The organism is Pantoea sp. M_10, assembly GCF_008631515.1.
In the GTDB taxonomy this organism is placed as follows: domain Bacteria; phylum Pseudomonadota; class Gammaproteobacteria; order Enterobacterales; family Enterobacteriaceae; genus Pantoea; species Pantoea anthophila.
In genome coordinates this window covers 1,181,372-1,201,568 of record NZ_VWUL01000001.1, presented here as the reverse complement: position 1 = coordinate 1,201,568, position 20,197 = coordinate 1,181,372, and the positions used below count along the sequence as shown (strand labels likewise).

The following is a 20,197-nucleotide window of genomic DNA, read 5'->3' as shown; positions in this document are numbered from 1 at the left end:
TCAACGCATGAAAAGGTTGATGAAAACTAAGTTTAACCCTGTGACGATAAAAGCTGAAAAAGAGGAAAATTAAGCCTGTTTCATCTTTATTATTTCTCTTCAACTTTTAATTTACCATCTGGCGTTAAGGTGTATGTATGCTCATCTATATTAATATAGCTTTTACTATAAAGACTTCCTCTAACAACAATTGCTATGCTGTTATAAACACATTTCTTATTCTCGCCATTACTATCATCAAAGCAGGTATAGTCATCAATTGAACCATCTCTGGTTCCTTTTGGTAATTGTTCATAACCGCCGAAATTCATGACGATAACTGTGTAATTATCGGGAGTGCTGATAATGTGATATTTTTTCTGAAGTAAATCTTTGTTTTTTAACCACCAGTTTAGTTTTCCTTCAGTAGTCATTGGTAGATGTTCTACAAAAACTGCATCATTATCAACTCTGACTATTTTGGCTGGCCTTATAGCAATCCATACACAGTATACTGTTATTAAAAAAATCACAACTGCGCTAATCCTTTTGTATTTAAACATTGTTTTCTCCTGTCAATGTTATAGTAGCCTCGAAATTTGTGAAAAATGGTTTCTGAGAAAAATGCTTTGCTCTCTGTAGAACGAACCATATTCTAAAGAAAGCAATAGAGTTAAATTTAACTTTTAAGATATCTTCTTTATCTAAGCCAAAATGATCTTGTGCTCTGTATTTGACAGTCGCAGTATATTTATTGCCCTGAAAGGTCAGGCTTTCTATAGAGATTTCTGTGCTGTTTATATCGTGAACAGTAATGCCCATTCCATTGACGAAATCTTTCCATCTTGTGTATTTAGGTAGGCGACTTTTAGATAACACAGTTGAAAAATGCTCTTTCGTCAATTGTGACTTATTAAAATCAAATTGCTCGATAGTGCTTTTAATTATAGATAATGTGCTATCGATAGAGTTGTCACTCAATATGAGATTTCTGTAGGCATTGTTCATAAAAGGATGTTGAAAATCATTTCCATTACTACGTTCCATGTGATTGAAAAGATTTATAATCAAGCCTTGGTATGGTCCTCGGAAAGAAAAAGCATAGGACTGAGATCGTAGCTCATCATATAATATCGCAATAGCTTTTTCTCTACTGACCGGCTGTATAGAGTGAGTAGCAGGATGATGATAGGATGGGCCAAAAGTAGTCCAATCGATGAAAGTTGAAACTTGCCCGAGATGATAATGCTTTCTCAGTAAATTAACATCCATATCGCCACTTTGCATGTCATCAGCATTTCTGTCATTGAATCTTTTTTTTGTAGTGAAGATGATCAGTTTTTTGTCGATTCCTTTCATTTAAAATCAATCCCTTTTATTCAAATGATTAAGTATTATACATTTTCTGTTTGTAAGGTAAGTTGAGAATTTTCTTAACATTGTTCAGAGTCATCGACGCCCACACGATCATGCAGTGATGAACTTTAGCCGTGAGAGTAGTCATTTTCTAAAGAGTCATATTTGGAGGCAGATCACAAATTTAAATGAAAAAATCACATATGCAACAGATGACTGGCTCGCAAGTTATAATCCTGCATCGATTTCAGTGGCTTACGCCAGATTCCACCCTACCTGATTTTCTCCTTGTGTCATATTTGTGTTGTTTTCCTCCAAAAGTGAGTCAACTTTGCGCGCATGTTAAGTCAGATGGTTAGGTGCCAGATGAGCATATCGACGCACCATTTCGATGCTTTCCCATCCGCCTATTTCCTGCAGCGCGGACAGCGGAACGCCAGACTGGATTGAGCAGTTCGCCCAGGTGTGCCTCAGGGCATATAAGCGGAAGTCTTTCACACGCAACTGGACGGGGCGGTTATGAGCAGCGACAGCACGGTGACGAAGGTGGCGGGTGAGTGGGGGCGCGCTGAGCCGCAGAGCACGCGAACCAGAAGCTGTCGCCGCTATTTGACAAGGAGCGGAAGCAGAACTGGCTGCGTGAGACGCAGCTGATAGGTAAAATCAGTAACCGGGCGGCGGACATCCCACGGAAAGAGGGGCAGATAGCCGCGACGAAGGCCGCGAACGAACGGGTGAAGGATGTCACGCCGGGGCAGCTGAAGACGGCAGAGGCGGGGCGAATCCGGGCAAAAAGCCAACGGCCGGGGACATCAGCGGGCAGGCTTACCAGACTTTCTATACCTAAAATAAAGGAGCAGTAGCTGAATCTGCTGATTCTGAATATCCTGGAAGTTCCGCACAGAACCTGGCTGAAAAAGCTCAGCAGCAACTGGAGAAAAGAGTGATGCAAAATAAGAAAATTAAACTCTTATTATTATTGATTTCTTCATGGGTAGTGGGCCTTTTCATTATTCTTGTAGGTGGTCGAATATTTATATCTCTGGCATCCTATTTTTTATCAGGTGATTTTGATTTTTATCGAAATGACTTAGTCAGAGCAGCTGAAATATCAATTGGATGTGGGGTGATTATTGGTGTAGGACAATGTCTCATGTCGAAAGAGAAACCGTCCTCGCCTTCAAATCCTGAGTGATGTACGTAAATCACGGCCTTGTTTCCGGGGTTTTACATTATGTATCAGCCAGTTACCCTTCAGTGGCCAGCTGGATGATTAACCGTCCCGGCCCGGTGATTACCTCGATCTTTTGCCCTGTGGTAAAGCCCAGCGCTTCCAGCCAGCGCCCCTTGATGGTGAGCTTTGGCAGCGGGTTCGGCTGACCTTTATTGGGTCGGTATCCCACTCTGTAATAATGCGCCCGCGATTCGCTGGCGGCGGTTGTGGATGTGCGTGTCTCTGACTTATGATGCGTGTCAGCCATGATCAACTCCTTCTTAGTTGCTTATGGTCAGCGGCTGCTGCGGGTTGCCGCCCGCTTCAGCCGCGCAAAAATCTCTCTTTTCGCGCTTCCCGTTCTGTTATTACCTGTTTAAATATACAACTTCTGCCCGGTAAACGCGCTGAAACTTAAATATAATGTTGCGATGCCTCTCTGAAAAAATGAATTCTTTCCATTTCACATTTTGCTTATCTCTTCTTTGTGATGTGATCTGTAATATCTGTTCTGAGCGGAAATTCATATTATGAATCTGTGTTATTCGCCTTCAGTCCCTCTTAAAAATGCCGCTGCTCCTTACACTCATCCTGTTTTTGTCTTTATGGTTACGCCTGAGGCTCAGCGGGGTTTCTGATGGCTGCCGATGACGCGCTTTTCACAGACAGCGTCATTTAGCTTTGTGATATAACCAGATGCCAGTGAAGGCAAGCAGCACAGAAAAAACGGCCTTTAGTAGAATCACTGTGAACTCGAAGCTATCCATAGCATTTTCACCATCACCATTAATGTGACCTGCAATCAGTGATGTGATGAATCCTTCGGGTATAAGAACCCAGGAAGCGAACAGGATTGCCATAAATATCCCTATTTTCATTGCGCGACACCCTTTGTGAAATGATGAACATCAATGCGGCAGTATGCATCCCCATCATACACCGGAGTCGACACTATTGAGTGGGTGAATCCTGAAGCTATTGCGAAGCCTTAAATATGCCAGCCACCACACTGAGTAATCACGCTGCCACAGCACGCCTCATCACACACTTTCCTTCCCCCTGCCGCAGTGCCATGATACCCCTCAACATCACCGTTCATGGCCAGCCTGACTTAGCGCATAAACAGGGAACTCACCGCCATGGAAAATAACCATCTGACAGATATTGCTGACGCCTTTCCTCAGTTAGCCATCGATCTCAAATATGCCACTGCCGACAACCTCACCGGGCAGCCAATCTACCGCGATGCGCGCTGTCTGCTACACGTTAATGCGGCGAAAGCGCTGACGAAAAGTATCGATATTGCAGAGGTCGCGGGCTATACGCTGCTCATTCTCGACGCGTACCGGCCTCCTGAAGCGCAGGCGATCCTCTGGCAGGCGTGCCCGAATCCGGATTATGTTGTTCCCCTGGCGCTCGGCTCTAATCACAGCCGGGGCACGGCGGTGGATGTGACGCTGATCGACGAGCGCGGCGAGATAATGGATATGGGCACCGGCTTTGATGAGATGAGCGAGCACTCCCATCCTTATCATCCTGCGGTAGCCGTGCAGGCGCAGCGCAACCGGCTGCTGCTCAATGCCATCATGCTGGGAGGTGGGTTTACCGGCATTGCAACTGAATGGTGGCATTTTGAACTGCCCGATGCCGGGCGCTATCCACTCATCGAAGGGCCATTCGGCTGCTATGCAACAACGCGAATGGAAAATATCAGCCTGTCTTCGTAAAGGACGCAGGTTTTATTAGCGGCGAAAAGTTTATGCAGTAACAAATTTAAAGGGATAGAGAGAACGGGCGGGGCAGGGCGCAGAAACAGGGACGTGAAATAAATACGCCGTGGCGGGAGCCACGGCGACGATATTATGCAGACTGCCACTCACTTTCAACGTCAGCTTTGGCTTTAGAAAGGATGACTTTATTATCGTCAACCTCTTTCACCCAGCTGAAAGGAATAATGTGGTGTTTGCCGCACGCTTCCGGATCGCTTTTCGCCAGCTTAATTTTGTCGTCACCTTCGAAATGGTCGACGATACCGACATGTTCACCGTTAACATCAACAACCTGGGCGTGATCTAAAATTTCTGATTTATCTACCATGGTGGCTTAATCCTTAATTTAATGAGTTCAGTTGCCGTCAGACAAAACAAGCCTGGCTGTTAAATGCCGTTTTAGCCAGGCGATTAACAAAATGAAATAGTTAAGCTGACTGGCCCTGATGGCGATGATGATCAGACCGATGACCTCGCTGCAGGCTAGCCTGCAGACGTTTTACCTTACTGAAAGGAGTGACCATGAGAGCAGTCAGTTCAATAACGGCCGAAGGCGGCGTCTGGATTAATCAGCCGCCGGTGCACAGTCTGGATGGTGAAACATTGCAGTTTGAAACTGCCCTGAACAGCGATTTCTGGCAGCGCACCTGGTACGACTTCGAACGGCACAGCGGCCATGCATTTGGCTTCTGGGTGGAACATGACTTTACCGTTCAGGTGCAGGTGAGGGCGGACTTCAGCCAGCTTTATGACCAGGCCGGTCTGTTTATTCACGACAGTGAAACGCACTGGGTTAAAGCAGGCATTGAGTTTAACGATGACCAGCCTGCCATCGGCAGCGTGGTCACGCGCGAGTTTTCTGACTGGTCTACCGGTGTTTTCCCCGGTGATGCGCGTCAGTTCTGGATGCGCGCCACGCTGGAAAATGCGGCATTGCGAATCCAGTACTCCACCGACGGCCTGACCTGGCCACTGTTGCGGCTCTGTCCCTGGCCCGGTCAGGCGCGGCGTTTTGTCGGCGTGATGGGCTGCTCGCCGGAGCGACAGGGGCTGGCGATCCGTTTTTCCGACTTCAGGCTGGGGCCTCCCCTCAGTAAAGATCTGCACGACCTGTCATAACCGGGGCGGCACATTGCATATCGTCGCAGAATCGGCTTAATTGTCAGGTCAGAATTTGCGGTGACGCGTCGTCCATGCAGGACGACGCCTTTTCAGGGAAAGCTATGCGCTGTGCCACCTCGTTTACCACACTGCTGGTTATCAGCTGCTGCGCCGGATGGGCTCAGCAGGCCACCGCGGATACCGTCTGGCTGAATAATGGCGACCGGCTCACCGGCACCATCCGTTACCTGAGCGATGGCAAGCTGGCGATAGAGACGCATTACGCCGGCACGGTCACGCTGGACTGGAATGCGGTCAGCACCCTCGCCAGCGACAATCCGGTGAATGTTGAAAACAAAAAAACCGGTGAACATTATCAGGTGCGGCTCTCCTCCTCTGATCCCGGCTACGTCTGGGTGGAACGCGACGAGCAGGAGCAGCAGGTCTCCGTCAGGCGCATCGATGAGTTTATGAAAGCCAAAGTCCGCAGCGATCAGCTCGCCTGGACCGGCAACATCGACGCCGGTATGAAGGTCAAAAAGGCCTCTACCAAAACGGACGACTACAGTTTTGCGCTCAACACCAAGCTGAACCAGGGAAAATGGCGGCATGATATTGGCGCAACCTACAATCGCGAGCAGGAAAATGAGAGCGTCAACACCGACAACTACAGCCTGCGCTACGCCGTTGACTATCTGTTCCGGGAGCAGTTCTTCTGGCAGGCTCGCGCCACCTATAAGCGCGACTGGGTGGAGAATCTGTCGCGCCAGGCACTGATTGGCACCGGTCCCGGCTATCAGCTGTGGGACACCGAACTCAGCAGCTTCTCGCTCTCCCTGCTGGGTGGTGCCTTTGAGTATGGTTACAGCGATGACCGGGAGGAGCGCCACTTTGGCGGCTCGCTGCGCTGGAACTATCAGCGCTATCTGCTGGGCAAATCGGTCACGCTCTACAGCAACGGTGATGTCGGTCATTCGCTGGATGACGACGGCGTATTCATGCTGGATGCGGAAGTTGGCCTGCGCTACAGCCTGACCTCCTGGTCGACCCTGCATGTTGGCTACCATCGTAATCTGGTCAGCGGCATTCCTGATACCCTCAACGAAGGGATCTTCTCCACCGGATTAGGCCTGAAGTGGTAACCCGCTGACGACACACTTTTGCAGCAAATCCTTACGGTTTTTATCCGGTTACGGGCGCGGGATTGGCTAAGCTGCTTCTATTGTCACAACGGGAACACAGAAGATGATCGTAAGCAGCAGGGTATATCGTCCGGGAAGCGCGGGCGAAGAGATAGACGTTGAGGATATCAGCGACGTGATTAAAGAGCCGGAGGCGTTTATCTGGCTCGGCCTGTGGCAGCCAGACGCGGCGTTTATGGCAAAGATCAAAGAAGAGTTCGGACTCCACGAACTGGCCGTTGAAGATGCGCTGAATGCGCACCAGCGGCCCAAGATCGAACATTATGGCGAGTCGCTGTTTATCGTGGTGAAAACGGTGCGTGCGAAAGATGACAGCTGTGAACTGGGCGAAACCCATTTCTTTGTCGGAAAAAATTTCCTGATCAGCATCCGTCACGGTGCCTCGGAGAGCTACAGTCCGGTGCGCGAGCGGGCGGCTGAAAATCCGGCGCTGCTGAAACTGGGGCCGGGTTATCCGCTCTACTGCCTGCTCGATTTTATTGTCGACCGTTATGCCGAACTCTCCACCTCGCTGAACGAACGCGTCGGGCAGATGGAGAACGATCTCTTCACCAGCGAATTTGACCGCCGGTCGGTACAGGCGGTCTATACCGTGCGGCGGCAGCTGCTGAAGCTGCGCAATGCGGCACTGCCGCTGGAGGAGATCTGCAACCAGCTTATTCACCTGCATGAGGATCTGATCCCGCGCCCGCTGCGCGCCTATATCCGGGACGTGCAGGATCACGCCCGCCATGTGGTGACCGATGCGGAAGATATGCGCGAGATGCTCACCAGTGCCATGCAGGTTAATCTGGCGCTGGTGACGGTGCAGCAGAATGAGGTGGTAAAAAAGCTGGCGGGGTGGGGCGCCATCCTGGTGATCCCGACCGTGGTGTTCAGCATGTATGGCATGAACTTCGAACATATGCCGGAGCTGAAGTCGCATTATGGCTATCCGCTGGCTGTCGGTCTGACGCTGCTGGCCTGCGGCGGATTGTGGGCCAGGCTGCGTCGCTCCGGCTGGCTGTAGGGCAATCCAGAGGCGGACGAATTAATTCTCCGCCTCGCTTAATGCTTATTTTCGTTATTTAAGCGCAGCGCATCCGGCACGGCGATAATATCTTTTTTATTGCTGTTCACCGGATGGCAATTAATGTGGTTCTGCACGTGCTGTTATTCCTTCCCGGTCGATGCTGGCTGAATTTTTATTTCTTCACTACGATAAACTGACAAAACGAGAGGCGACTTACCGTCTGGCGAAATAAGCCTGACGCTGATGAGAGGCAATAAGATCAGGAGAGAGTCAGATGAAAGAACGGCTTGCGGCGGCGTGTCTCTCCTCATCCCTCATGCACTCCGGCGGATCTGAGGCATCGGGACGATACTGCCATGAATGACAGCGACTGGGTGCTGGCAATTGCCCGGACGCAGTTTGCGCTGACTATGGGCATGCATATTACGCTGGCGGCGCTGACGCTGGGACTGGCCCCCTTTCTGGTGTGGTTTGAGGCGCGCTGGCTGTGGGGAAAGCAGCAGGCTGCACGGGATGCGCTGCACTTCTGGCTGACGCTCTTTTCCCTGACGGTGGCGATAGGTGCCGCCTCCGGCGTCGTCATGGAGTTTCAGTTCGGCACGCACTGGGCGCGCTTTTCACAGCAGGCCGGCGGCGTGATTGGGCCGTTAATGTTCTATGAGGTGCTGGTCGCGTTTTTTCTCGAATCGGCCCTGACCGGAGTGATGCTGTTCGGCTTCAACAAAATCCGGCCCGGCGTGCATTTTGCTGTGACCTGTCTGGTGGCGTTCGGCGCGCTGCTCAGCGCCTTCTGGATTCTGGCCGCTAACTCATGGATGCAGACGCCGGTCGGCTTTACGCGCGCTCCGAACGGGGTTTTTCTGGCGGACAGCTGGCGGTCGCTTTTGCAGGCTCCCTCCTTTGTGTGGCGCTTCAGCCATATGGTGGTCGGGTCGCTGATTGCCGTGGCGGTGATGATCGCGGGCGTGGCGGCGTGGCGACTCCGCTATTTCAGCGGGGAGGCGGCTTCACGTCTGATGCTCAACAGCGCGCTGACGTTGCTGCTGTTTGCGGTGCCACTGCAGATCGTTCTCGGCGATCTGCACGGTGAAAACACCCGTGACTACCAGCCTGCTAAACTGGCTGCGATGGAAGGCAGCTGGCACCAGCCAGCCCCCGGTGAGGGGGAGCCTCTGCGGCTGTTTGCGCTGCCGGACCAGCAGGCGCAGCGCAACGTTCTGGAGGTCACTCTGCCCGCACTCGGATCGCTCTATCTGCGCCACAACCTCTCCGGCCACATTAAAAGCCTGAGCGAGTTTCCCGCGGATGACATCCCCCCGGTGCTCCCGGTCTTTTTCGCTTTTCGCCTGATGGTGGGGCTGGGGGTGATTATCCTGGTGACCACGCTGGCGGCGAATCTGCAGCGCTTGCGGGGAGGGCTGACCACGTCGGGGCGCTTTCTGCGCTGGCTGACATGGCTCTCACCGGCGGGCTTTATTGCCCTGCTGTCAGGCTGGGTCGTGACCGAAGTCGGGCGTCAGCCGTGGACGGTCTATGGCCTGTTACGCACCGCACAAAGCGTCTCGCCGCTGTCACTCAGCAGCACGCTGGGCATCTTCGTGGCGGTGCTGCTGATCTATGCGCTGACCTTCGCCCTCGGCTTACGCTATCTGCTGCGCCGGGTTAAGGGTGAGATGCCATCGGGCGAACCGGTGGTGATTGCGCTGAAAACGCCCCATTAGGAGAGTGCCATGGCCGATCTCTCTGCGCTGATTATCTGTCTCTCTCTGCTGCTCTACCTGCTGCTGGATGGCACGGATCTGGGCGTGGGGATGCTTTTCTGCTGGTTTCACGATGATGAACAGCGTGAACTGATGACGCACAGCATTCTGCCGGTGTGGGATGCGAATGAGACCTGGCTGGTGCTGGCGGCGGGTGGGCTGCTGGCGCTGTTTCCGCCGGTCTATGCGCTGCTCTTCAGTCAGCTGAGTGTCCCGCTGTTTGCCATGCTGCTGGCGCTGCTGGTGCGGGCGATGGCACTGGAGTATCGCGCTCAGAGTTCTCCCCGCCTGCGTCGCTGGCTGGATCGCCTCATGGCGGGCAGCTCCGCGCTGGCGACCTTTATTCAGGGCTGGTGCGCCGGCATGATCATCAGCGCTCAGCCGCAGACCGGCCTGCCGGATGGGCTGAGTCTGGTGCCGCTGCTCAGCGGCGCAGGCCTGATCGCGATCAATTCGCTGCTGGCCTGCTGCTGGATTGGCTGGCGCATTGGTGATCGGGTACAGCCGCTGGCGGCGGCACTGAGCTGGCTGTGGTGGCTGCTGGCGCTGGTTATTTTTCTGGCCGACCTCTATCTCAATGCCGATCTCTGGCGGCAGAGCTGGCAGCGACCGCCGGGCAGGATCGCGGCAGGCGCGATAGTATTGCTCTGGATCGCCCTGCCGGTGGCCTTGTGGCGCGCCAGGCCGCTACTGCAACTCATTCTGACGCTGATGCTGATTAGCGCACTCTTTAGCGGCGTATTGTGTGGCCTCTATCCGTGGCTGGTGCCCTATCAGTTTACGCTCAGCGACAGCGCCGCTTCACCGGTCACGCAGGGTTTTGTGCTGGTGGGAGCGGTGATTGCGATGCCGCTCACGCTGCTCTACCACAGCTGGTCGTTCTGGGTTGAGCGCCGCGCGAAATAATGCCCGTCCGCTATGCTTCAGGCAGCGTGCTGCAGAGGCGGGTACGCTTACCAGAGGGAATGAGAGTGAAAAGAGATCGCATTGTGAGTCGGGACTACCCGATAAAAGAAGATCTTCGCTGGGTACGGCGTGAATGGCTGATTCAGCGGGCAGGGGAGTATCTGTTAATTCTGCTGGTGATTCTGGGGGCGTGCGGCCTCTTTTCTAAAGGGGTGCTGAGCGAGGGTCATAGCCGGTCGCCAGACGGCACACTTCAGGTTGAATATGAACGGTTCGGCCGGACCGAAAGCAATATGGATATGCGGATTGGCTACAACGCACCCGCCGGCGATCGCTTCACGATCACGATTGGCGGCGGCGCGCTGAATAATCTGCAGATCCAGACGCTGCAGCCGCAGCCGCTGGAAGCCGTGACGATCGGCAGCGATCTGCGGCTGACCTTTTCCAGCGGTGACACCGGGGCGGATCACGCAATCTGGCTCGGCCTGCAGCCACGCGATGCGGGCCTGATCCACGTCACGATTCAGGGCGATGATCACGCGCCGGCCCGATTTACCCAATGGATCTATCCCTGACAGAGGCACTTTATGGAAACGGTTTTACGCGCTGCAGCGATCTACCTGGTTCTGATGGTGGTGTTCAAAATTGCGGGCAGACGCACGCTGTTGCAGATGACCTCTTTCGATCTGATTCTGCTGCTGATTATCAGCGAAGCCACGCAGCAGGCGCTGCTGGGCGATGATTTCTCGGTGACGGGCGCGGCGCTGACGATTATCACGCTGGTGACAATTGACATCGTACTGGGAAAACTGAAAAGCCGCTTTCCGGTGGTGGAGCAGGCGATCGATGGCGGTCCGGTGATTCTGGTGGAAAACGGCAACCTGCTGACCGAACGCATGAAGATGACCGGGATTGATCCTGACGATGTGCTGGAGGCGGCGCGTTCCGGACCGGGACTGGAACGGTTTGATCAGATTAAATATGCCGTGCTGGAGGTCAACGGACATATTTCGGTTATCCCCCGCGCGGACAGCTGACCGCCTCTGACGGCAGGGTTCGCCGGGCTGCGGATGCCACGCCTGCGGGCAGGGTGAATCTCGCTTCGCTTGCTATTCAGCCGATCTGCGCCAGGCTGAGTAACCGAACCGTGTTTTATTTTCTGAGCTGGCCTGACACTCAATCAGCGTTATGCTTAACAAGTCAGGTATATAGTGAATGATTTTAACCGTTTTACGTTCTATCCGGTCACCGGCTGGCACATCGGCCCGTTAAGCGGGCACGCCGCGCTGGTGCTGCAGTTCAGCTATCTCGATCCTCAGGTCCCGCGCGCGCGATCGGCGCAGGAGTCGCTGTTTTTCGGCCTGACCATCGAGATGGCGAAAGAGCTGGTCAGCAGCCTCACCACGCAGATCAATGACGCCGAAAAGAACGGCACTCAGCATTAACACCGCGATGTGACATCCGCTATTCCGCTGTCGGACCGGCAGGGGCATAAACCTGTATGGCCCCTGCGATCAGGCGGAAATGGGCGGGCGTCTGTCCGATAATCTCGCCGTCTGCATTGATGTAATGGGGACGACGCGTTTCGATGGTGAGCGCCGTCGTGCTGAAGGTGCGCACGTTGCGCCAGCGACCCTGCGTACCCCGTCGCAGAAAGGGCAGCAGCGCAATCAGCTGCCAGCTGTGCCGGACCTCCAGGCTGTAAACGTCCAGCAGCCCGTCGTCGGGTGCGGCGCGCGCTTCGACCGTCATCCCTCCGCCATAAAAACGGCCGTTGCCCACGGAAACCTGAACGGTCCGGATGGGCATGCGCTGCTCCTCATGGATCAGGGTGGCGCTGAACGGACGGCTCTGACGCAGCAGCCGCAACGCCGCCAGAGCATAACCGCCGACTCCCCAGCGTTTTTTCGATTCTGCGGTGAGATTGCGCGCCAGCTCGGCGGAAAAGCCGATGCTGGAGACGTTGAGGAACAGATGCTGATTCACCTCTCCCAGATCGACTGCGCGCAGCTGCCCGTCAGTGATAATCTGCACCGCCTGCTCCAGCGTGGCGGGGATGCCGAGCGTCCGGGCAAAGTCGTTGGCGGTGCCCAGCGGCAGGATCCCCAGCGGCAGGCCGGTCTGCATCACGCCCGGCGCGGCGGCGTTAAGCGTGCCGTCGCCCCCGCCAACGATCACCGCATCAATGCGAGGGGCATAAGCCGCGATGAGTTCGCGGTAGCTGCGGCTCTCCTCCTCAGCCGGTTGCAGCAGGGTGATACCCGCCTGAGTCAGCAGCGTCCTGGCCCGGCTGGCCGCCGCGCGCCCTTTACGCGAGCGCGGATTGATCAGCAGCAGGGCGGTTTTCAGAGGGTGAGACATATTTTTCCGTCATCCTGATGTCAAAATGGCTGGCACGAGGCGGAAAGTACAGCATCGGTATGCGCGGTGAACAACCCTGCTTGCGCTACTTTACGTAACCACCGGCGTGCCATAAATGGCGATAAAAATCGTCTACACTACCAGGGTCGGTTCCATATCGAGGAGTGACAATGACAGAAGATGAATTCAGAAAACGATTAGCCGGAGAGGGGTTTGACGAGCCACTGCTGGTGGAACGTGCGCCCGCCACCGAGCTCGACAATCATGTCCATCCCTTCGAAGCCCTGGCCCTGATCCTCAGTGGTGATATCACCATCAGTACAGAACAGGGCGAGACCACTTACCATCCGGGAGAGACGTTTCACCTGCAGCCGAATGAGCTGCATCGTGAGGCGTTCGGGCCGCAGGGCGTCCGCTACCTGGCGGGCCGGAAATATGAGTGACGGGCGGGCAGTATGACGGTTTCTGACGATCTCTTTGCCCGCCTGGCGCGCTCGCCATTCCGCCAGCGCTTTCGACTGGGGCGCGCGGAGTATGATTATGCGCTGAGCAAAGGCGAGCCGGTGTTGCGTGAGCATGCCGCAGAGTTTGTTGCACAGCGGCTGGCGCCCGCCCGGCCTGCGCGTGATGGCAAACAGACGCCGATGCGCGGTCATCCGGTGTTTATCGCCCAGCACGCCACCGCGACCTGCTGTCGCGGCTGTCTGAGCAAATGGCACAATATTGCTCAGCAGCAGCCCCTGAGCGCAGAGCAGCAGGCCTATGTGGTGTCAGTGCTGTTGCAGTGGATCAGCGATCAGATGCAGCGTCCCGCACCGCCCGCGCGGGTGGACAGAAAGACGACGAAGCCGGATGACGATCCGCAGCTCGCGCTCTGGTAGCGGACGATCAGGCTGCCCCGGAGGGAATTTTCTGGTGAAAACTGGCCCTTTTTCATTCCTGGTTTATTCTTAAATCTTTCCTGGAATCGCTATGCCAGGATTAAAACCTACACGGCAACAATGAATACAGAGGGAATTATGAAGAAATCAATTATTGCACTGTCTGCTATTTTGCTGGCCTCGCCGGTATTTGCTGCTACCACTACCGATAACACCGTTGCGGAAGCGCACAAAGGCGCGGATACCGCTAAAGAAAAACTGCATCATGCGCAGAATCAGGGCGAAGAGCTGAAGCTGAAATCTGAGCACGCGGCGGAAGGCAAGAGCCACACCACCGGCAGCAAAATCAGCGAAGGCACCCAGAAGGGCTGGCATAAAACGAAAGAAGGTGCCGAGAAAGGCTGGGATAAAACCAAGCAGGGCGCTGAAGATCTGAAAAACAAAGCGACCAACTGATTCGCTACCATTTCAGATAAAAAAGAACCCACCGAAAGGTGGGTTTTTTTATGGCTGCAATGCCAGGGCAGATTGCTTTGATATTGAGCCTGCCCCGGGAGCAGGGGCAGATCGGAAAGTCGCTTATGCCATCCATGGCCGCTCGGCCCGCACCGTCCCTGGCGCGGGACGCTTTCCTCTTCTGACCCTGTTCCCGACGCGTTGCGCGTTTTCATTGCTGCCTGATTAACCGGGTCTTAAATTTTGTAGCCTCTGAAAACCCACCGAAAGGTGGGTTTTTTCATTTCCAGAGAAAATCAGGCTTTGCTGGCGGCGGCTTTTTCTTTCTCTGCCGCCGCTAAGGCTGAGACTTTCATCTCCGCGTCAGCCGCTGCTTCGGACGCAACGGCGGCGGCTTCTGCCGCGGCCTCGGCGGCGGTCTCAGACTGTTTCTTGCCCTCTTCGATCACCTCTTCGTCGATGACTTCGATGTTCTCGCGATTATCGCGACCGGAGAGCAGGTTCCAGCAGGCGATGAACAGCGCCGCAATCACCGGACCGATAACAAAACCGTTGATGCCATAAATCTCCATCCCGCCCAGCGTGGCGATCAGGATCAGGTAGTCAGGCATTTTGGTGTCTTTACCGACCAGCAGCGGACGCAGGATGTTATCCACCAGCCCCACAATCACCACGAAGAAACCGACCAGGAAGAGGCCTTTCCACACGGCACCGGTGGCGAAGAAGAAGACCGCTGCAGGCACCCAGATAATGGCGGAGCCGACGGCCGGGATCAGGGAGAGGAACGCCATCAGCGCCCCCCACAGCAGGCTGCCGTCAATGCCGGTGAACCAGAAGGCCAGCCCGCCGAGAATACCCTGCACGATGCCGACCACAACCGTGCCTTTGACCGTCGCACGCGCCACCGCGGCAAACTTCACCAGCAGGTGATGCTTGACGTAGGTCGAAAGCGGCAGCGCTTCCAGGATCAGATGCACCAGATAGGAGCCATCTTTCAGCAGGAAGAACAGCAGATAGAGCATCACGCCAAAACCGACGGTAAAGCTGAAGGTACCCCTGCCGATGATGAATGCGCTGCCTGCCAGGTACTGGCCGCCCTTGAGGGCAAACGAGGAGAGCTTCTGCTGAATCTCTCCGGCGGTATCGAGATTATTTTCAGCCAGATAGTGTTTTGCCCAGCGCGGCAGATGCTGCAGCAGATCGGCGAAAACCGCCGGGAACTGTGCCGAGTTGGTCTGCAGCTTGTGATAGACCGCATTGGTTTCGACCACCAGCGATGAGGCGATAATGGCCAGCGGCGTAAACACAATCAGACAGATGCAGAGCAGGGTGAGCAGTGCGGCCAGGCCATTGCGTTCCCCCAGCCGGCCCCGCAGATAACTTTTCAGCGGATGGAAAATGACCGCCAGAATTGCCGCCCATAAAATCGGCGAGAAATAGGGCGAAAGCACCTCAAAAAAGGCGAACGTGGCGATCGCCAGAATCAAAATGAAAAATCCGATGTTCAATCCTTTAAAACGCATGGAAAAACCTCATCTGGAACATACTCTGATAAACCCGAAGCACGAATTTTCCGTGTCTGGCTTCGCTTGCACTGACCGCTCATCACTGAATATCGATCAGGCTTTACTCTTTAAACGCTGCCGGTGGCAGCTTCATGCAGGCTAACGCGTTGAAATTCAGGGCAGAAGCGGGGAACGGCGGATGTGCGTTCACGGCGTCGCGCCCGGACAGTCACGCACGGCAACTGACCATCACGCGCGGGATCCTACCTTAGCGTAGCGGTTTCAACCATTATTGGTAGGTCAGTCACTCATGATCGCGGCGGAATCTGCCGATAACCCGGTTAATGAGGTGAACATCGGGCGATGAAAAATGCATAACAGGATAATTCTGGCGGCGCTGCTGGCGCTGTCGCTGACAGGCTGTGCCACCAAGCACTATCCGCAGGCAACGGCGGTGACGCCGGAAGAGACGGCGATGCTCAGTTGTGGCGCGCTGGATCAGGAGCTGGTGAAAGCGCACGGCGTACAGAGCGATATTGAGCAGACCGGTCGGTTTGACGCCCTGACCGTGCTGGGCTTCGTCGGCGATTTTGGCCTGGGCAATGGCATTGCGAAATACAATGCCAGCCAGAAGGTGGCGCGGCGCGTCAGCCAGTTGCAGTCGCTGAAAGCCGCGAAGTGCAGCCAGCCTCTTGCGTAGCTGGCTGCGTCGGGTCAGCCGCGTGTCCGCTCGCTGACATGCTGCAGCCGGACATTTTCGGCGGCGCGTTTACCGGCGAGGAAAGCGTGGTCGGAATTGTAATATTCCCACTCACTGTAGCGGCCTGACAGATGAATATCCTGCGTCAGCAGCCACTGCCTTATCAGCGCCACGTTCGCACTGCGCGCATGGTCATAGATGACGTAGGCGTAGGGCATATCGACCTCTGAGGCGCAGAGCAGCGGATCGCTCTCGCTGATCATCCCGACCCGGATGCAATCCTGACGGCAGCGTTCAATCAGCGCATCGCCCGCCAGCGGCAGCGGATGGGCGGCGTTGTAGGTGATTTCACAGGTTAAGCCGAACCCGCCGGGGGGATTGCAGTGCGGGCTGGCATTGCCCTGCACAAAGATGCGGTGAAACAGCGTGTCGCCCGGATAGTAAATCCAGTGTTTTTCGGTCAGGTCAGCCCGGCCGATGCCCAGGTTCACGCAGCGCACCGAGACAAACTGCAGCTGCTGTGCCGCCCGCTGTACATTCTCCGGCGCCTCATCGCCCATCAGTTTAATCAGTTCCGGCAGCGGCATGGTGCTGATCAACTGCTCATAGCGGTAGTGGCGTCCATCCGCCAGCAGGGCGACATGCGCCTGCGGATAAATCCGGCTCAGGGTGGCATCCGTTTCCAGTTTGCACTTCAGGTGCGGCAGAAAGCCGGACATCAGCGCCTGGAAGCCACCGCGCAGCGGATAGCCGAAGCGGGCGTTAGGCCCCACCGGTTTTGCCAGCGGCTGCAGTGCGCCATCGATAATCTGCGCCAGGTCGGGCAGCGGCACGCGTCCGCCCAGCCACGAGGTCTCCATCTCAGTCAGCGGCACTTTCCACAGTTTCTGGTTATAAGGCAGGGCAAAGTGGCGTGCGATCCCTTTCCCCCAGGTGCGCAGGATAAAGTGCTGAAAATCCTCTTCGCCTTCCACTTCACCGGCCAGGCTGCCCTCATCCGCTATCGCGCCATCGGCACAGCAGTCCCGTCGCGCCCGCGCCCGATCCAGCGGCACCGCGGGCGCGGCCGTTTCGCCATAGCGCGCCTCGATTGCGCCCAGCACGCACTCTTTTACGACCTCAACCGGCAGACCGTGCAGCGCCGACTGGAAGGGATAGCGGGTATAGATGCCGTCGTTCCAGACCCAGGCCTCACGCGCCTGCCAGTGCAGATTGTCGCCGAGCAGCATCTCGTAGAGCTGCAGGACATAGGGGTCCTGCGAAAACATAATGTGACCGGCATAGTCGAAGGTAAAACCCCGATCGTCGATGGAGCGGCACCAGCCGCCCGGCGTGGCATTTTTCTCCAGCAGCACCGCGCCTTCACCATAGTGATAACCGGCGCTCAGTCCGGTTGGCCCGGCACCGACAATCAGGCAGGGCACCGCTTCGCTCTCCAGCATCGCCGGGGTTAACGGCGTCACGTTCGCCTGGGCACTGGCTGGCGTGACCGGCTCACCGGCAGGCTGCGGATGTGTCAGAGCCTGCTGGATCAGGGCCTGTATCTGTTCTGCCGTGCGATCCCAGGAGGTCGCGTCCACTCTTACCTGCATGCGGCCCGCCAGCGTCAGTCGCTCAGTCGCACTGAGGGTCATCGCCTCTTCACAGGCGGCAATAAAGGCGGCAGGGGTCTCTGCCACCGCCACTTCTTCAGCGTAATGTCGCGCCACGTCCACGATGGCGGTACTGACAATCGGCAGCTGTGCCGCCATATACTCCAGCACTTTGGTGGGCGAGATGAAACGCGTCGAGGCGTTAATGGCAAAAGGCATCAGGCAGACATCCCAGCCCGCCAGGAACTGCGGCAGCGCCTGGTAGGGCTGCTGGCCGAGCCAGTGAATATTGTCGCGCTGCGGCAGGCTGGCGGGATCGATTTTCACCACCGGCCCGACCATGATGATCTGCCACTCCGGATGGCTGTCCGCCAGCGCGGCAATCAGCGGCAGATCGATACGCTCATCCAGTACGCCGTAATAGCCAAGCCGCTTTGCCGGGATCGTATCCTGAAGCGGATGATGGTTACTGCGATCGCGCGCCTGCTCAAAGTGGACGGCATCCACGCTGCTGGGGAAGCAGTAAACCTGATGATGTTTATCGCGCTTTGCTTCATAGAGGCTGGAGCCGCCGGTGAACACCAGATCGGCGCGGGTCATCAGCGCCGATTCGCGCTGTTGCAGCTGGCGCGGGGCATTATGGAAGGCGGAGAGCTCATCCATGCAGTCGTAGATCACCAGCCGGGGTTTGAAGGGGGTGAGCAGCGGCAGAGCCATGGGGGTATAGAACCAGATCAGCGGCTCCTCATCCTCCTCCAGCAGGGGGGCGAGCAGCAGCAGCAGGGGGGCAATCTGGCTGTCGTGAAAACCGGGCGCGTCGTGGTGGGTATGCGGCTGGATCACGGTGATATTTGCTGCAGGCGAACTCTGATGCAGGCCTGGTGGTCCCGCCTGCCAGACCGGCTCCTCGACGAACAGCACGCGATAGTGCTGTGCCAGACGGGTCAGAAGCTGCTGCGGGCGCTGGAAAACAAAGCCCCAGCGTAAATGACTGAAAACGATAAGAGCGGGTTTGTTCATGACAGACTCCTGACAGAGGGATGAGGAAGGGACGATGTGCTGCAAAAAGCGTTGCGCCTGGCGCAGGGCGTCGGCATAAGGCTGCTGTAACTGGCGGGCGTAAGGATCGGGCCCTGACAGGTCCAAATCCCATAACCCGCTGCGGGTCCAGAAGGTGGTCTCCTCCCAGAGGGGACGATCGAGAATCGGATAGAGGCAGATGCCGAGCATCTCAACGCCCGCCAGCTGCGCCTGCGCCACCTGGGCGGCGATCTCGCCGATCCAGGCTCCGCGTCCGCTGCCGACATGGCTGGTTTCTGCCAGCAGCAGCGGCCGCTGATAACGCTGCCAGACCTGCTGCAGCATCTGATGCAGCGGCAGGCGGCGGCTGTCGCCCAGATGCCACCAGAGTCGCTGGTTCGAACCCTGCTCCCACTGGTTGTCGTGGTAATAGTTGACGCCCACCAGATCGAGATAGCGGGGCGCGCCGCCCAGCTCCGGATGACGTCTGCCGCTCAGCATGTCCCACGCCTGGTACTGGGTGTCACACAGGGCGCGTGCCAGCCCGTCGCTGTCGGGATCGGCGGGATCGGGCACGATATGGATCAGCGGATCGCAGTGCAACAGGCGGGCGCGCGGATCCGCCTGCCAGATCGCATCACAGGCCGCCAGCGTAGCCCGCACCAGCTGACGCTTGGCGGCATCAGCCCGATCGGGTTCAGGGATCGCCTCACAGGGGAAGACCCCGACGGAGATGCCCCAGCTGAGGAAAGAGATCTCATTCATCGGTGAATAGACCGGCGCAGACGAATACCAGGGGGCGAGAAAGCGGGCCAGGGCGCCGCAGAAGGCGGCAAACCGGCTGACAAAGTCATCACTGAACAGCGTGACGTCAGCGGGCCAGCCGTAGTGACAGAGTGTCCAGCTGAGCTGAATACCCTGCTCACGTGCGGCCACCATCCGCGCTGCAACGGTCGAGAAGTCATAGCGTCCATCGCGTTCACACAGCCGCCAGCCCACGCTTTCGCGCACCGTGCGAAGGGAAAAGGGGGCCAGGGCGGCATAATCCGCCGCTGCACGGCTCTGATGCTGATTCAGATCGTTCATCGACAGCGAAAGACCGGCAGGATTGATATGATCGGCCCCTTCGTAACCCGCCTGCCAGAAACTGGAAAAAGGCGTCATGGCATCTCCCGAAAAAAAGCAACACGCTTCCCGCTGACGCGCCGTCGTGAAACGGGTCAGGGCGTTATGGGTATGCAAAGCAGACTGGCCGGTCGGGCCACTCTCAACGAACGGGCGATCCCTGCCATAAGCCACAGACGCTGAATGGCAGGCATCAGCACCTGTTGCAAAATGGACGAGTGAGATAGCTGGTTTCACAGACAGCGCTATCGGCAGGAAA

At 56.1% G+C, this 20,197-nt stretch carries 22 protein-coding genes and 1 pseudogene; 14 read left to right on the top strand and 9 right to left on the bottom strand.

Annotation, left to right across the window (positions count from 1 at the left end):
• Positions 1–89: 89 nt before the first annotated feature.
• The 3 genes and pseudogenes from F3I47_RS05795 to F3I47_RS22605 all read right to left on the bottom strand — a co-directional run bounded on the left by F3I47_RS05795 (position 90) and on the right by F3I47_RS22605 (position 1,914).
• Positions 90–542, bottom strand: a complete 453-nt coding sequence (locus F3I47_RS05795) for a DUF943 family protein (protein ID WP_150029383.1) — start codon at positions 540–542, stop codon at positions 90–92.
• The gene (locus F3I47_RS05790) at positions 535–1,338 is read right to left on the bottom strand and encodes a DUF3289 family protein (RefSeq protein ID WP_150029384.1); all 804 of its coding nucleotides are present in this window, start codon (positions 1,336–1,338) and stop codon (positions 535–537) included. The genes F3I47_RS05795 and F3I47_RS05790 overlap by 8 nt, the downstream gene beginning before the upstream one ends.
• Positions 1,339–1,590: 252 nt before the next feature.
• Positions 1,591–1,914, bottom strand: a pseudogene (locus F3I47_RS22605) (tyrosine-type recombinase/integrase).
• Between the two features lie 364 nt (positions 1,915–2,278).
• Here F3I47_RS22605 and F3I47_RS05780 point away from each other — a divergent pair.
• Entirely contained in the window at positions 2,279–2,530 is a 252-nt protein-coding gene (locus F3I47_RS05780; protein ID WP_150044054.1) for a hypothetical protein, read from the top strand.
• Positions 2,531–2,582: 52 nt separating this feature from the next.
• Here F3I47_RS05780 and F3I47_RS05775 read toward each other — a convergent pair whose 3' ends face one another.
• A complete protein-coding gene (locus F3I47_RS05775) occupies positions 2,583–2,816 on the bottom strand; it encodes a SymE family type I addiction module toxin (RefSeq protein WP_150029385.1) in 234 nt (77 codons plus the stop codon).
• 403 nt (positions 2,817–3,219) lie between these two features.
• Positions 3,220–3,408: a hypothetical protein gene (locus tag F3I47_RS05770; protein WP_223812736.1), complete on the bottom strand. Its 189-nt coding sequence runs from the start codon at positions 3,406–3,408 to the stop codon at positions 3,220–3,222.
• 279 nt (positions 3,409–3,687) lie between these two features.
• Between F3I47_RS05770 and ddpX the strand changes: the two genes are divergently transcribed.
• Entirely contained in the window at positions 3,688–4,275 is a 588-nt protein-coding gene (gene ddpX / locus F3I47_RS05765) for a D-alanyl-D-alanine dipeptidase (protein WP_150029387.1), read from the top strand.
• Between the two features lie 133 nt (positions 4,276–4,408).
• Here the strand turns inward: ddpX and F3I47_RS05760 are convergent, their stop codons facing one another.
• Entirely contained in the window at positions 4,409–4,645 is a 237-nt protein-coding gene (locus F3I47_RS05760) for a DUF2171 domain-containing protein (RefSeq protein WP_150029388.1), read from the bottom strand.
• A 194-nt stretch (positions 4,646–4,839) separates the two neighbouring features.
• On the opposite strand from F3I47_RS05760, the gene F3I47_RS05755 reads away from it, so the two are divergent.
• From F3I47_RS05755 to F3I47_RS05720, 8 genes are all read left to right on the top strand, one after another.
• A complete protein-coding gene (locus F3I47_RS05755) occupies positions 4,840–5,436 on the top strand; it encodes a DUF1349 domain-containing protein (protein WP_150029389.1) in 597 nt (198 codons plus the stop codon).
• Positions 5,437–5,540: 104 nt separating this feature from the next.
• Positions 5,541–6,560: a DUF481 domain-containing protein gene (locus F3I47_RS05750; RefSeq protein WP_150029390.1), complete on the top strand. Its 1,020-nt coding sequence runs from the start codon at positions 5,541–5,543 to the stop codon at positions 6,558–6,560.
• Positions 6,561–6,663: 103 nt separating this feature from the next.
• Positions 6,664–7,629, top strand: coding sequence for a magnesium and cobalt transport protein CorA (locus F3I47_RS05745; protein ID WP_058956335.1), 966 nt, complete (start codon positions 6,664–6,666; stop codon positions 7,627–7,629).
• A 359-nt stretch (positions 7,630–7,988) separates the two neighbouring features.
• Positions 7,989–9,353 carry a cytochrome ubiquinol oxidase subunit I gene (locus F3I47_RS05740; protein ID WP_150029391.1) on the top strand — a complete coding sequence of 455 codons (1,365 nt, stop codon included), beginning with the start codon at positions 7,989–7,991 and terminating at the stop codon, positions 9,351–9,353.
• 9 nt (positions 9,354–9,362) lie between these two features.
• The gene (locus tag F3I47_RS05735; protein ID WP_150029392.1) at positions 9,363–10,298 is read left to right on the top strand and encodes a cytochrome d ubiquinol oxidase subunit II; all 936 of its coding nucleotides are present in this window, start codon (positions 9,363–9,365) and stop codon (positions 10,296–10,298) included.
• Positions 10,299–10,363: 65 nt separating this feature from the next.
• A complete protein-coding gene (locus F3I47_RS05730; RefSeq protein WP_223813776.1) occupies positions 10,364–10,873 on the top strand; it encodes a hypothetical protein in 510 nt (169 codons plus the stop codon).
• Between the two features lie 12 nt (positions 10,874–10,885).
• On the top strand, positions 10,886–11,335 hold the full coding sequence (locus tag F3I47_RS05725) for a DUF421 domain-containing protein (RefSeq protein ID WP_009091550.1): 450 nt from the start codon (positions 10,886–10,888) through the stop codon (positions 11,333–11,335).
• Between the two features lie 174 nt (positions 11,336–11,509).
• Positions 11,510–11,743 carry a hypothetical protein gene (locus F3I47_RS05720; protein ID WP_150029393.1) on the top strand — a complete coding sequence of 78 codons (234 nt, stop codon included), beginning with the start codon at positions 11,510–11,512 and terminating at the stop codon, positions 11,741–11,743.
• Between the two features lie 19 nt (positions 11,744–11,762).
• On the opposite strand, the gene F3I47_RS05715 is transcribed toward F3I47_RS05720, so the two are convergent.
• Positions 11,763–12,659 carry a lipid kinase gene (locus F3I47_RS05715; RefSeq protein ID WP_150029394.1) on the bottom strand — a complete coding sequence of 299 codons (897 nt, stop codon included), beginning with the start codon at positions 12,657–12,659 and terminating at the stop codon, positions 11,763–11,765.
• Positions 12,660–12,829: 170 nt separating this feature from the next.
• Between F3I47_RS05715 and F3I47_RS05710 the strand changes: the two genes are divergently transcribed.
• The 3 genes from F3I47_RS05710 to F3I47_RS05700 all read left to right on the top strand — a co-directional run bounded on the left by F3I47_RS05710 (position 12,830) and on the right by F3I47_RS05700 (position 13,996).
• Complete coding sequence (locus F3I47_RS05710) at positions 12,830–13,102, top strand: cupin domain-containing protein (RefSeq protein ID WP_009091548.1); 273 nt, start codon at positions 12,830–12,832, stop codon at positions 13,100–13,102.
• Positions 13,103–13,114: 12 nt separating this feature from the next.
• Positions 13,115–13,540 carry a DUF4186 domain-containing protein gene (locus F3I47_RS05705; RefSeq protein WP_009091547.1) on the top strand — a complete coding sequence of 142 codons (426 nt, stop codon included), beginning with the start codon at positions 13,115–13,117 and terminating at the stop codon, positions 13,538–13,540.
• A 138-nt stretch (positions 13,541–13,678) separates the two neighbouring features.
• Complete coding sequence (locus tag F3I47_RS05700) at positions 13,679–13,996, top strand: hypothetical protein (RefSeq protein ID WP_033736382.1); 318 nt, start codon at positions 13,679–13,681, stop codon at positions 13,994–13,996.
• Positions 13,997–14,292: 296 nt separating this feature from the next.
• Here F3I47_RS05700 and F3I47_RS05695 read toward each other — a convergent pair whose 3' ends face one another.
• Complete coding sequence (locus F3I47_RS05695) at positions 14,293–15,519, bottom strand: AI-2E family transporter (RefSeq protein WP_150029395.1); 1,227 nt, start codon at positions 15,517–15,519, stop codon at positions 14,293–14,295.
• Between the two features lie 352 nt (positions 15,520–15,871).
• Here F3I47_RS05695 and F3I47_RS05690 point away from each other — a divergent pair, with 352 nt between their 5' ends.
• Positions 15,872–16,201 carry a hypothetical protein gene (locus tag F3I47_RS05690; protein WP_009091543.1) on the top strand — a complete coding sequence of 110 codons (330 nt, stop codon included), beginning with the start codon at positions 15,872–15,874 and terminating at the stop codon, positions 16,199–16,201.
• 14 nt (positions 16,202–16,215) lie between these two features.
• Here F3I47_RS05690 and F3I47_RS05685 read toward each other — a convergent pair whose 3' ends face one another.
• A complete protein-coding gene (locus tag F3I47_RS05685; RefSeq protein WP_150029396.1) occupies positions 16,216–19,977 on the bottom strand; it encodes an NAD(P)-binding protein in 3,762 nt (1,253 codons plus the stop codon).
• Between the last annotated feature and the right edge of the window lie 220 nt (positions 19,978–20,197).

Coding starts and splice junctions, on each gene's coding strand:
- F3I47_RS05750 (WP_150029390.1), top strand. CDS start 5,541: ATGCGCTGTGCCACCTCGTTTACCACACTGCTGGTTATCAGCTGCTGC.
- F3I47_RS05770 (WP_223812736.1), bottom strand. CDS start 3,408: ATGGCAATCCTGTTCGCTTCCTGGGTTCTTATACCCGAAGGATTCATC.
- F3I47_RS05740 (WP_150029391.1), top strand. CDS start 7,989: ATGAATGACAGCGACTGGGTGCTGGCAATTGCCCGGACGCAGTTTGCG.
- F3I47_RS05715 (WP_150029394.1), bottom strand. CDS start 12,659: ATGTCTCACCCTCTGAAAACCGCCCTGCTGCTGATCAATCCGCGCTCG.
- F3I47_RS05690 (WP_009091543.1), top strand. CDS start 15,872: ATGCATAACAGGATAATTCTGGCGGCGCTGCTGGCGCTGTCGCTGACA.
- F3I47_RS05685 (WP_150029396.1), bottom strand. CDS start 19,977: ATGACGCCTTTTTCCAGTTTCTGGCAGGCGGGTTACGAAGGGGCCGAT.
- F3I47_RS05710 (WP_009091548.1), top strand. CDS start 12,830: ATGACAGAAGATGAATTCAGAAAACGATTAGCCGGAGAGGGGTTTGAC.
- F3I47_RS05745 (WP_058956335.1), top strand. CDS start 6,664: ATGATCGTAAGCAGCAGGGTATATCGTCCGGGAAGCGCGGGCGAAGAG.
- F3I47_RS05775 (WP_150029385.1), bottom strand. CDS start 2,816: ATGGCTGACACGCATCATAAGTCAGAGACACGCACATCCACAACCGCC.
- F3I47_RS05735 (WP_150029392.1), top strand. CDS start 9,363: ATGGCCGATCTCTCTGCGCTGATTATCTGTCTCTCTCTGCTGCTCTAC.
- F3I47_RS05725 (WP_009091550.1), top strand. CDS start 10,886: ATGGAAACGGTTTTACGCGCTGCAGCGATCTACCTGGTTCTGATGGTG.
- F3I47_RS05695 (WP_150029395.1), bottom strand. CDS start 15,519: ATGCGTTTTAAAGGATTGAACATCGGATTTTTCATTTTGATTCTGGCG.
- F3I47_RS05705 (WP_009091547.1), top strand. CDS start 13,115: ATGACGGTTTCTGACGATCTCTTTGCCCGCCTGGCGCGCTCGCCATTC.
- F3I47_RS05755 (WP_150029389.1), top strand. CDS start 4,840: ATGAGAGCAGTCAGTTCAATAACGGCCGAAGGCGGCGTCTGGATTAAT.
- F3I47_RS05700 (WP_033736382.1), top strand. CDS start 13,679: ATGAAGAAATCAATTATTGCACTGTCTGCTATTTTGCTGGCCTCGCCG.
- F3I47_RS05760 (WP_150029388.1), bottom strand. CDS start 4,645: ATGGTAGATAAATCAGAAATTTTAGATCACGCCCAGGTTGTTGATGTT.
- F3I47_RS05790 (WP_150029384.1), bottom strand. CDS start 1,338: ATGAAAGGAATCGACAAAAAACTGATCATCTTCACTACAAAAAAAAGA.
- F3I47_RS05795 (WP_150029383.1), bottom strand. CDS start 542: ATGTTTAAATACAAAAGGATTAGCGCAGTTGTGATTTTTTTAATAACA.
- ddpX (WP_150029387.1), top strand. CDS start 3,688: ATGGAAAATAACCATCTGACAGATATTGCTGACGCCTTTCCTCAGTTA.